The organism is Pseudundibacterium arcticum, assembly GCF_042646465.1.
Taxonomy (GTDB): Bacteria; Pseudomonadota; Gammaproteobacteria; order Burkholderiales; family Burkholderiaceae_D; genus Undibacterium_A; species Undibacterium_A arcticum.
Genome location: NZ_JBHRTP010000015.1, coordinates 17,606 through 28,777, shown reverse-complemented (window position 1 = coordinate 28,777; position 11,172 = coordinate 17,606). Strand labels below are relative to the sequence as shown.

The window sequence follows — 11,172 nt, the reverse complement described above, 5'->3', positions numbered from 1 at the left end:
CATTGGCGGGCGAGGCGGGCGACATGAGCCGTATCGATTTGTCGGCCAAGTACAACTTCAACTAGACCGCGCACTAGTTGTACTAAAAGGCTCCGGAAACGGAGCCTTTCTTGCATTGCGACGACACATTTAACGTGGTGCAGGGTGTCATCTGCCCGCTATCCGGTGCGTCTGATCAGGGCATGCGCGGCGAAACGCTGCCGCATGCATGTAAATCCCGGTCGCGTGCCTGAAAGCGGCAAAGGCGTCGAAAGCGCACACTGGCAACATTAAATTGGAGATAGGTTATGACTCAGCAACCACAAGACTTGCGCCAACAAACCCTGGACCTGGTGCTGGCCGCGCCGGGCGGGATGGATGGCAGCCAGCGCAGCGCCCTGATCGGGGCCTGGCTCGCCGCTCTGGACGATGAGGACCTGGCCGGCATCAGCCCGGCCAGCCTGGCGCCGGTGTTGCTCGACGGTTTTGCCCAAGCTGCCAAGCGGACACGCGCCGGATGCCAGATCGAGGCATTGCATTATCCGGATGGGCACGGTGGGCAGGCGACGGCCTTGCTGATCCTGAACGAGGACATGCCCTATCTGGTCGACTCGATCGTGATGGCGATGCGCAAGCAGCGCATCGCGGCACGCGCGGTCCTGAACGCAGTGCTGGCGATCGGGCGCGACGTCGGCGGCGCCGTGATCCGGGTCGGTAATGCGGGATCGAACGCCGATCCGCTGGAATCGTTCGTGCTGTGCCTGTTGTCCGAGGAATTGATCGAGCCGGCCTTGGGCAGCTTGATCGGCGCCATCCAGATGGTCGCCGGCGATGCTGGCGTAGTGCGGCGCGATGCTGCCAAGATGGCGGCGCGCATGACCGAGGTGGCGACCATCGCCGCCAGCGTCGGCCATGCGGAAGGCAAGGAAGTGGCGGCTTTCCTGGAATGGGCGCGCAGCGAGGGCTTCGAGCCGTTCGGCTACGCCTATTACCGGGTTACCCCCGGTGCGCGCGAGCTGACGCGCGACCTCCCAAGCCGGATCGGCGTGTTGCAGGACCTCAGCCATCCGTTATATGGCACCTGCCTGGCGCGGATTCCCGGCGATTTCGAGACGCTGGCGGCGCGCGCCGATGCGCTATCGATCGTGAAGGCCGACGCGCTGTCGACCTTGCACCGCGATCAGCAGCTCGACTTCATCGGCGTGCGCGAGACCGATGCCCAAGGCACGATTCTCGGCGAGCACTGCTTCGTCGGCCTGTTCACCCGCGCCGCGACGGCTGCGCCGCTGGCGCGCATGCCGTTTGCCCGCGGCCGCATCGCCAAGGTGCTGCATCTGGCCGGCGTGCGCGAGGAAGGTTTCCGCGCCGAAAAATTCCTCGAAATTCTCGAATCGCTGCCGCGCACCGAGGCGCTGGAAGCCGAGCCGGAATGGCTGGCCAGCGTCTGCGGCGCCGTGGTGTCGCTCTACAAGCAACCGCGCACCAAGATCTTTGCGCGGCGCGACGTCTATGCGCGCCATCTGAACGTACTGGTCTACCTGCCGCGTGAACGCTACAGCGCCAGCGTCGCCCAAGCGCTGGCGCAGGCTTTGCGCGTCAGCTCGGGCGCCGCTGATGTGCGCTCGCAGACGCTGGTGGCCGACGGCCCGCTGGCGCGGCTGTACCTGATCGCCGATGCGGCGCGCTACCCGCTCGATCTGGAAAGCGATATCCAGCGGCCGTTGCTGGCGATACTCGACGGCTGGCATGACAATTTCGATCAACTCACCGATGCCGAGCCGGATGCGGCGTTGCGCGCGGCCTTGCGCAAATTGGGCGCCGCGCTGGCGGCCGACTATGTGACGGCGACCGCGCCGCCGGTGGCGTTCCGCGATCTGTCGGAGCTGCTGCAGCGCCGCGAACCGACCCGCATCAAGGTCCGGATCGAGATGAATGCGCCGCTGGCTGCCGCTGGTCCGTCGGCCACTGGCATGCCAGGGACTCAGGGCGCCGCCGGCGCCAGCATCCGGCTGTATTCGACCGACAACGTGCCGTCGCTGTCGCGCATCCTGCCGGCGTTGCATAACGCCGGTGTCGAAATCGACCGGGAGCAGACCTACGCGATCACCGGCGTCGACGGCGTGCGTTCTTTCGTCACCTGTTTGATGCTGGATGCCGACAGCGCCGCCAAGCTGGCGCGGCCGCAGATCGCGCAGGTGGCCGAGGAAATGTTCGAGCTGCTGATCAACGATGAAGCCGAGGACGGCCGCCTGAACGGGCTGGTGATCGAAGGCGGCCTGCATGCGCGCGAAGTGCAGCTGGTGCGCGCCTATATCGGCTATTGGCGTCAGGCCGGCAGCCGTTTTTCGGTGCGCTACATCGCCGATTGCCTGCGCAAGCAGCCGACCCATGTGATGGCGCTGGTCGAAGCCTTCCTGCAACGTTTCGATCCGAGCCTGTCCGCGGCCCAGCGCTCCGGCGCGGCTGAGGCACTCGCCAGCTGCAAGGCGCGTCTCTCCGATGTCAACCACGCCGACACCGAGCAAATCCTGGGCAGCCTGGCCGACCTGATGCTGGCGACGCTGCGCACCAATTACTTCCAGAATCAGCAAGCCGGCGACACCATCATCTTCAAGTTCGACACCAGCGGGTTGGCGTTGCTGCCGGAACCGCGTCCGTACCGCGAAATTTTCGTGTTCTCGCGCCGCTTCGAAGGCCTGCACCTGCGCGGCGGCCCGGTTGCCCGCGGCGGCCTGCGCTGGTCGGACCGGATGGAAGATTACCGCACCGAGGTGCTGGGTCTGGTCAAGGCGCAGATGGTCAAGAACGCCGTGATCGTGCCGGCCGGCGCAAAAGGCGGATTCGTCTGCAAGATGATGCCGAATGATGCGGTGCGCGAAACCATCGCGGCCGAAGGCGAGGCGGTGTACCGCCTGTTCATCGGCGGCCTGCTCGACGTCACCGACAACCGGGTGCGCGGCACCATCATCGCGCCGGCCGATACGGTCTGCTACGATGAGGCCGACCCGTATCTGGTGGTGGCGGCCGACAAGGGCACGGCGACTTTCTCCGATATCGCCAACGGCATTGCGGTCGAGCGCGGGTTCTGGCTTGGCGACGCATTCGCGTCCGGCGGCTCGAACGGCTACGACCACAAGAAGCTCGGCATCACCGCCAAGGGTGCGTGGGAAGCAGTGAAACGCCATTTCTACGAGATCGAGCACGACCTCAACACCACGCCGATCACGATGGTTGGCGTCGGCGACATGTCGGGCGACGTGTTCGGCAACGGCGTGCTGCTGTCGCGCCAGCTCAAGCTGATCGCTGCCTTCGATCATCGCCATATCTTCATTGATCCGACGCCGGACGTGGCGGCCTCGTTCGCGGAACGCCAGCGCATGTTCGCCTTGCCGCGCTCGTCTTGGCACGACTATGACAAGAGCCTGATCTCGACCGGCGGCGGGATCTGGCCGCGCAGCGCGCGCAGCATCGAACTGTCGCCTGAAGTCCGCGCCGCGCTCGGCACCAGCGCGCAGACCCTGACACCGGAGGAGTTGCTGCACACCATCTTGCTGGCGCCGGTCGACCTGTTCTACAACGGCGGCATCGGCACCTACATCAAGGCATCGAACGAGACCCATGCCCAGGTCAAGGATCGCGCCAACGACAACATCCGCGTCGATGGCAATCAGATGCGCTGCAAGGTGGTGGCCGAGGGCGGCAATCTCGGCGCGACCCAGGCCGGCCGGATCGAGTTTGCGCTGCACGGCGGCCACATCTTTACCGATGCGATCGACAACTCGGCGGGCGTCGATTGTTCGGATCATGAAGTGAACCTGAAGATCTGGCTCGATACCGAAGTCAATGCCGGCCAACTGTCGGAAGCGGACCGCAATCGCATCCTGAACGAGATGACGCACGATGTCGAGACGCTGGTGCTGCGCGACAATACCTTGCAGACGCATCTGCTGGTCCGCGAGGCGCAGGCCCAGAGCGATGCGCGGGTGCTGGACGGCTATGCGGCGCTGATCGCCAGCCTCGACACCGAAGGTGCATTGTCGCGCGAACTGGAGCAGCTGCCGTCGGCGACGGAACTGGAACGGCGCAAGCAGGAGGGCCGTGGCCTGACCACGCCGGAATTGGCGGTGGTGATCGCCAACGTCAAGAATCGGCTGAAGCGCAATCTGGCGGCGCAGGCGCTGACCGACTTTGCGTGGGCCGAGACGATCCTGACACCCTACTTCCCGCCGGCGCTGGTGGCCAGCCGCAAGGCGCTCGATCATCCGCTGGCCAATCCGATCCTGGCCACGGTGCTGGCCAACGATGTGGTCAATCGCTGTGGTCCCCTGCTGGTGGGCCAGCTGGCGCGCAGCCATGCGGTCAGCGAGACCGACGTCATCTGCGCCTGGGCCCAGGCCTGGGACGCGCTGAATCTGGCGCCGGTGTTCAGCGCGCTCGATGCCGATGCGCTGGCGGTGCCACTGGCCGCGTCGATCCTGGTCGACCAGCGCACCCGTGTGCTGCAAAAGTCGGTCACCGAAGGCGTGCTGGCGATGCCGGCACTGCAGTTGCAGGCGTCCGGCGGCTTGCAGGAACTGACCGAACTATTCAGGCAGCCCGATGTCGCGCAGCGCATGCTGACAGCGGTCGAACTGCCGCACGCGGACCAGTTGCCCGCCGGCTTTGCGCGGGCCTGGCAGTCGGTGGAAGCGATCGAATCGATGGCCGCCTTCCTGTTCGGTGCGCTATCTGTAGCGCGCCCGGCCGACATGGATCTGGCGCAATTCCTGCAGGTCGGCATGCAACTGCGCCGCCAGGCCGGCATCGACCGGCTCGAACGTGGGCTGAAACATGGTCCGCAACACCCGGCCCAGGAACAGTTGCGCGATTACGCTCAGCAATCCCTGCGGCGCGCGCAACAACGGTTGTTGTCGCAGGTGTTGCAGCAAATGCCGGTCGGCAGCAAGGACGATGGCGCGGCGCAAGCGGTCGATACCGTGCTCGGTCGGCTGGCCTTGAACGGACACCAGCGTGCGGCGCACGCAATGGATGGGACCCCAGACGGAGCCGCAGATCGGGCGCTGTCTGCGCACAGCGATCTGGATCACGCGATGCTGGAAGTCTGGGCCTTGTCCGAAGCATCTACGGTAGCGGGTGTGGCGTAATGGCTGCGCTGGTTTCAGCGCAGGTGCTGGCCTTGGCGCAAGCCGATTTCAGTGGCATCGCCGCGCGCTTTGCCAGCGTCGGCTTCAGCGTGCGGCAGCCGGCACGCGGCATTCTGCAGATCGGCGCGTCGCAGCGCGCTGCGCCGATGCAGTTATTGCTGTCGGTCGGCGTGCATGGCGACGAGACCGGCCCGATCGAAATGCTGGCGCATCTGCTCGATGAACTGGCCGCAGCGCCACAACGGCTGGCGCTCGATCTGATGGTGGTGGTCGGCAATCTGGACGCGATCGCGCAGGGGCGGCGCTTCATCGACGCTGATATGAACCGCATGTTCCGCGCCGAGCGCGGCGACCTGGCAACGGCCGGCGAAGCGACGCGCGCCGACCAGATCATGCAGGCCACCGAAGAATTTTTTGCCGGCGCGCCGGCGGAAAAATGGCATCTGGATCTGCATACCGCGATCCGGCCATCGCGTTACCCGACCTTTGCCATTGTGCCGGACCTGATTGCCGACGCCGGCAAACAGGCTTTGTTCCGCTGGATGGCGCAGGCCGGGATCGGCGCGATCGTCCTGAATCCGACCTCGGCCGGCACCTACAGCTCGTGGACCGCGACCAGATTCGGCACGGTCGGCAGCACGGTCGAGCTGGGCCGGATCGGGACGCTGGGCCAGAATGACATGGCCCTGTTCGCCGCACCGAAGGCGGCTTTGCAGGCGCTGCTGTATCGGGATGCCGCCAGCGTTGCCGCTGCACCTGCGGTGAGCACACCGCAGGTGTTTCGTGTTGCGCAGGAGATCATCAAGCAGAGCGACACCTTCAGCATGAGTTTCGACCGCGATACGCAAAACTTCACCACGCTGCCGCGCGGTGCGGTAATCGCGACCGACGGCGCCACCGTGTACAAGGTCGAACATGCGGAGGAAGCGGTGATTTTCCCGAACCCAAACGTCAGGATCGGCCAGCGCGCCGGGCTGATGGTGGTGCGGCAGGAGTGAGCCAATAATTTGACGTCGTGATTGACTCAATAGTCACAGACGTCAATGCAACGACTACCGTCGTCCCAGCGAACGCTGGGACCCAGTGGCTTTCGTGACATATTGCAGGTGTTTGTTCAACAGGATAGCGGACATCCCGGTGGACATCGCACGCCACTGGACCCCAGCGTTCGCTGGGGCGACAGTGATTTTTTGGCCTTGTTAGTTATCCTCAATTGCCGCAAAACTAAACTGCCATAAAAAAATCCGGTACACCTTCGTGCACCGGATTTTGTATCAAGCAGAGCGAACGAGCGCCGATCAGTCAACCTTGATCGCTTCCACCTGGATCGCCAGCTTCACTTCCGGCGAAAACATCGGTACGCCGAAATTCAGGCCGAAATCGGTGCGCTTGAATTCGGCCGACGCGTCGGCGCCGCACACTTCCCGTTTCAGCATCGGATGCTGGATGCACTTGAATTTGTTGATGGTCAGCGTCAATGGCCTGGTCACGCCGAGCATCGTCATTTCACCGTCGATCGCCACCGGTTTGTCGCCGTCGAACTTGATCGCGCTTCCTTTGTAGACGATCGTCGGAAATTTTTCGACATTGAACATATCGGACGATTTCGCATGCTGCGTCATCTTGGCCATGCCAAAGTCGATCGAATTGGCATCGATCACGATATCGATTGAACCGGTCTTCGCCGCCCGATCGAGCGCCACAGTGCCGCTGGTCTTGGTGAACAGGCCGCGCCAGGTCGACAGGCCCATGTGGTCGGCCTCGAAGCTGGGATGGGTATGGCTCGGGTCGATGGTGTAGTTGCTGGCCGCGAAGGCCGGCATTGCGCTGGCCAGCAGAACGCTTGCCAGCAGTGTGTTCAGGGAGGTATTGCGTGTCATGAGTAGCTATCCTTGTTGCTGTTGGGACATTGAGAATATGCGGTTGCGGATGTGCTGGATCTACTGCGCGGTGACGACGTGGAACTTGATCACGACTTCATCGGCCACCATGCTGGTGTCCTGCCACTCGCCTTCGCCAATGTTGTAGCGCAGCCGCTTGATCGGCAGGCTGCCGTCGAAAATCTGATTGCTGCCTTCCTTCTTCACGCTCAGCGGAAAACTGATGTCGCTGGTCTTGCCCTTGATGGTCAGCTTGCCGCTGACCTCGAGCTTGCCGCCGGCGCCCGGCTTGATCGTGCTCGACACGAAGCTGGCTTTGGGGAACTGCGTGGCGTTGAACCATTCCTTCTTCAGCACTTCCTGGTTGTATTGCGGATCGCCCAGATCGAAACTGCCGATGTCGATCTCGACATTCGCCTTGGACGCTTCCGGCTTGGCGTCGTTGTAGTCGAGCTGGACGTTGAATTTCTTGAACTTCGCCTCGACCGGCACATTCATCTGCTTGAACACGGCCGACACGCTGCTCTTGGCGGTATCGGTCTTCAGCATCGCGCCGGCGATGCCGGGCAGGGCGATGGTCAGCGCCAGCACGGTGGCGATAACGGGGCGGCGGCGCAACAGGGGTTGGAAATGCATCAACAGTCCTTTCAGAAATTGGAGGATGGGCGGATCAGGGCAGGTTAGGGCAAGATGCGTTGGAACAGGCCGTCGCGTTGCCACAGCAGGTGCTTCAGCGCGCCCAGTACATGCAGGATGAAGGCGCCGAGAAACAGCATGTTCAGCCAGTAATGGACGCCCTTGAGCAATGGCTTGAGCGTTTCGTTGGGTTCGATCAGCACCGGCAGCGGCAGCAGGCCCAGGTACACCACCGGCACGCCGGCCGCGAGCGTATAGAAATAGCCGGAGACCGGCACCGCGAACATCAGCAGGTACATCAGCAAGTGGGTTGCGGACGCGATCGTTTTCTGGCCGGCGCTCATACTGGCCGGATAGGCGGGCGCCGGATGCGCCAGGCGCCATAGCAGGCGCAGACAGGCCAGGCCCAGTAGCGTGACGCCGAGCCATTTATGCCAGGAAAAATAGCGCAGCTTGGTCGGCGTGATGCCCGGAATGTCGGTCATCGTGAGTCCCAGCCCGAACGCGGCGACGATCAGGATGGCCATCAGCCAGTGCAGCGACACGGCGGTTTTGGTATAGCGTTGGTGCATGAAGGATTGCCTGGATTGTTATCTTGTCGTGAGCGGATATTCGCGACCCGCAACAAGATAACAAAAAAATGGCGCGGCCGCTTGCCGCCGACCAACACGCCGCCAGCCGTTCACGCGCGCAGACTTAGACCTGGCGTGCCAGCTTGGACGCGATGCCGGTGTAATTGGACGGCGTCAGCGCCAGCAAGCGGTCCTTGGCATCTTGCGGGATCGCCAGCCCGAGCACGAACTCGCGCAGCGCTTCTTTCGAGATGCCCTTGCCGCGGGTCAGTTCCTTCAGTTGCTCGTACGGATTTTCAATGCCGTAGCGGCGCATCACGGTTTGCACCGGCTCGGCCAGCACTTCCCAGGTCGCGTCGAGGTCTTGCGCCAGCCGGGTCGGATTCACTTCCAGCTTGTTCAGGCCGCGCAGGCAGCTGTCGTAGGCCAGCACCGCGTAGCCGAGCGCGACGCCGATGTTGCGCAACACGGTCGAATCGGTCAGGTCGCGCTGCATGCGCGACACCGGCAACTTTTCTGACATGTGCTTAAGGACCGCGTTGGCGAGGCCGAGATTGCCTTCGGAATTTTCGAAATCGATCGGGTTGACCTTGTGCGGCATGGTCGACGAACCGATTTCGCCGGCCTTGGTGCTCTGCTTGAAGTAGCCCAGCGAGATATACGACCAGATGTCGCGATTGAGGTCGAGCAGGATGGTGTTGGCGCGTGCGATCGCGTCGAACAGTTCAGCCATGTAGTCGTGCGGCTCGATCTGGATCGTGTACGGGTTGTAGGTCAGGCCGAGGCGCTGCTCGATCACATTCTTCGAGAAGTTCTCCCAGTCGAAATCCGGGTAGGCCGACAGATGGGCGTTGTAATTGCCGACCGCGCCGTTCATCTTGCCCAGCAGCTCGACCTCGCCGATGCGCTTGACCGCGCGCTGCAGGCGCGCCGCCACGTTCGCCATTTCCTTGCCGAGCGTAGTCGGGCTGGCGGTCTGGCCGTGCGTGCGCGAGAGCATCGGCAGCTCGGCGTTAGTGTGTGCCAACTGCGTCAATTTCGCAATCACGGCCTGCAATGCCGGCAGCACGACCTCGTTGCGGGCGGTTTTCAGCATCATCCCGTGCGAGGTGTTGTTGATGTCTTCCGAAGTGCAGGCGAAGTGGATGAACTCCGATGCCGCGACCAGTTCCGGCACGTCCTTGACCTGTTCTTTCAGCCAGTATTCAACCGCCTTGACGTCGTGGTTGGTGACCGCTTCGATCGCCTTGATGCGCGCGGCATCGGTTTCCGAGAACCCGGCCGCCATCTGCTCGAGCAGCGCGTTGGCCTCGGCAGAGAACGGCTTGATCTCGGCGAGACCGGCGTTCGACAAGGCTTGCAGCCACGCGATCTCGACCTTTACGCGGTGGTGCATGAAGCCGGCTTCGGACAGAATCGGGCGCAGTTTGTCGGTTTTGGCAGCGTAGCGGCCGTCGAGCGGGGACAGGGCGGAGAGCGTTGACAGTGGCATGATGAGAGAGAGAAGTGATATAAGCAGTGAGGACAGGCAGCGGCAACCAATAGCGAGAACAAACAGCGAGCACAAGCAGGTCGGCGCTGCCGCAAAACGCGATTTTACCATTCGCGGCGATTGCGCCGACACTGTCGCCGCGCGTCTGCGCCGCATGGTCGCGGTCTGTCACAGGTCAAGGGGAGGTCGGCGCCCGATGTTATACTGCCAGCAAATTCTTATCTAAAAGTCACTATGAAACTGATTGGCTCACTCACCAGCCCTTATGTACGCAAGGTCCGCATCGTGATGGCGGAAAAAAAGCTCGACTTCGTCCTGACGCTGGAAAACGTGTGGGCCGACGACACCACGATCCATGCCGCTAACCCGCTCGGCAAGGTGCCCTGCCTGGTGATGGAAGACGGCAATGCGATGTACGACTCGCGCGTGATCGTCGATTATCTCGACAACCTGACGCCAGTCTGCAAGCTGCTGCCGGCCACCAGCCGCGATCGCGCGGCGGTCAAGTGCTGGGAGGCGCTGGCCGATGGCGTGCTCGACGCCGCGATCCTGGTGCGGCTGGAACGGACGCTGCGCCCGCCCGAGCTGCAAAGCCAGACCTGGATCGACCGCCAGATGCGCAAGGTGCATGCAGGACTGGCCGCAATGTCGGCCGGTCTGGGCGAGACGGCATTCTGCTGCGACAGTCATTATTCGCTGGCCGACGTCGCGGTCGGCTGCGCGCTCGGCTGGTTGTCGTTCCGCTTTCCGGAGATCGAATGGCGCGGCGATTATCCGAACCTGCTGAAGCTGTACGACAAGCTGTCGGAGCGGCCATCGTTCCGGGACACCGTGCCGCAGTAAGCTGGTCGCCTGCATGCAAAAAAAAAGCGCCGCCGGGTGGTTTCCGGCGGCGCTTTTTTATGGGTATTTTATGCCTGGAAATTTAGCGTCGCGCAATAGTCGCGTAACCCGCTGCGCCGCTTGCCAGCGGTGCTCAGTAAACCGCGATGCACTATCTGCCCTGTGTCAACTGTGATCGATATTGTGGCGCTGATATTGATCTCTCATCTCGTCCACCACCATCGACACGATCAAACCGACGAGCAAACCAAACACAGTCATCGACATCAATGTTATCAGCGCGACGATCATGATCTCAAGTCGCTGTTTGGGCGACTCCTCGTAGTATGTTGACACTTTTAGCTTAGTAAAACTTTATAAATTTGCAATGTTTATTTCTAAATTGGGCGTGCCGGTGCGAGCCTCGGCGCGGCCATATTGAGTGGGAACAAGCAGGGGGGAAAATGCAGGTGGCGACGCCGGACCAGAATCGCAGGTGGCGCCACGCCGGCGTGATGGAGCGCCAGCGGATGCCGTGTGCTGACGAATTCTGCCAAATATACTAGCCCCTGTATTTTTTCTTCCGCAATAAAAACAAGGGCTGTGAGCCGGTTATTGACGATACTCCCTCAATAACTGTCTTGTAA

8 protein-coding genes are annotated in these 11,172 nt (G+C 62.5%); 3 read left to right on the top strand and 5 right to left on the bottom strand.

Going from position 1 to position 11,172, the window contains the following annotated elements:
• The first annotated feature begins 287 nt into the window (after positions 1-287).
• Positions 288-5,123: an NAD-glutamate dehydrogenase domain-containing protein gene (locus ACFOFO_RS05775; protein WP_390322385.1), complete on the top strand. Its 4,836-nt coding sequence runs from the start codon at positions 288-290 to the stop codon at positions 5,121-5,123.
• On the top strand, positions 5,123-6,121 hold the full coding sequence (locus ACFOFO_RS05770; protein WP_390322387.1) for a succinylglutamate desuccinylase: 999 nt from the start codon (positions 5,123-5,125) through the stop codon (positions 6,119-6,121). Before ACFOFO_RS05775 ends, ACFOFO_RS05770 begins: the two co-directional genes overlap by 1 nt.
• Positions 6,122-6,421: 300 nt before the next feature.
• On the opposite strand, the gene ACFOFO_RS05765 is transcribed toward ACFOFO_RS05770, so the two are convergent.
• From ACFOFO_RS05765 to purB, 4 genes are all read right to left on the bottom strand, one after another.
• Entirely contained in the window at positions 6,422-7,003 is a 582-nt protein-coding gene (locus tag ACFOFO_RS05765; RefSeq protein ID WP_390322389.1) for a YceI family protein, read from the bottom strand.
• Between the two features lie 60 nt (positions 7,004-7,063).
• Positions 7,064-7,639, bottom strand: coding sequence for a YceI family protein (locus ACFOFO_RS05760; protein WP_390322390.1), 576 nt, complete (start codon positions 7,637-7,639; stop codon positions 7,064-7,066).
• A 44-nt stretch (positions 7,640-7,683) separates the two neighbouring features.
• Complete coding sequence (locus tag ACFOFO_RS05755; protein WP_390322391.1) at positions 7,684-8,211, bottom strand: cytochrome b; 528 nt, start codon at positions 8,209-8,211, stop codon at positions 7,684-7,686.
• A 124-nt stretch (positions 8,212-8,335) separates the two neighbouring features.
• Positions 8,336-9,703 (bottom strand): adenylosuccinate lyase, encoded by a 1,368-nt coding sequence (purB, locus tag ACFOFO_RS05750; protein ID WP_390322392.1) that lies wholly within the window; start codon positions 9,701-9,703, stop codon positions 8,336-8,338.
• 234 nt (positions 9,704-9,937) lie between these two features.
• On the opposite strand from purB, the gene ACFOFO_RS05745 reads away from it, so the two are divergent.
• Positions 9,938-10,546, top strand: a complete 609-nt coding sequence (locus tag ACFOFO_RS05745) for a glutathione S-transferase N-terminal domain-containing protein (RefSeq protein ID WP_390322393.1) — start codon at positions 9,938-9,940, stop codon at positions 10,544-10,546.
• 165 nt (positions 10,547-10,711) lie between these two features.
• Here ACFOFO_RS05745 and ACFOFO_RS05740 read toward each other — a convergent pair whose 3' ends face one another.
• On the bottom strand, positions 10,712-10,882 hold the full coding sequence (locus ACFOFO_RS05740) for a hypothetical protein (RefSeq protein WP_390322394.1): 171 nt from the start codon (positions 10,880-10,882) through the stop codon (positions 10,712-10,714).
• Positions 10,883-11,172: the final 290 nt, after the last annotated feature.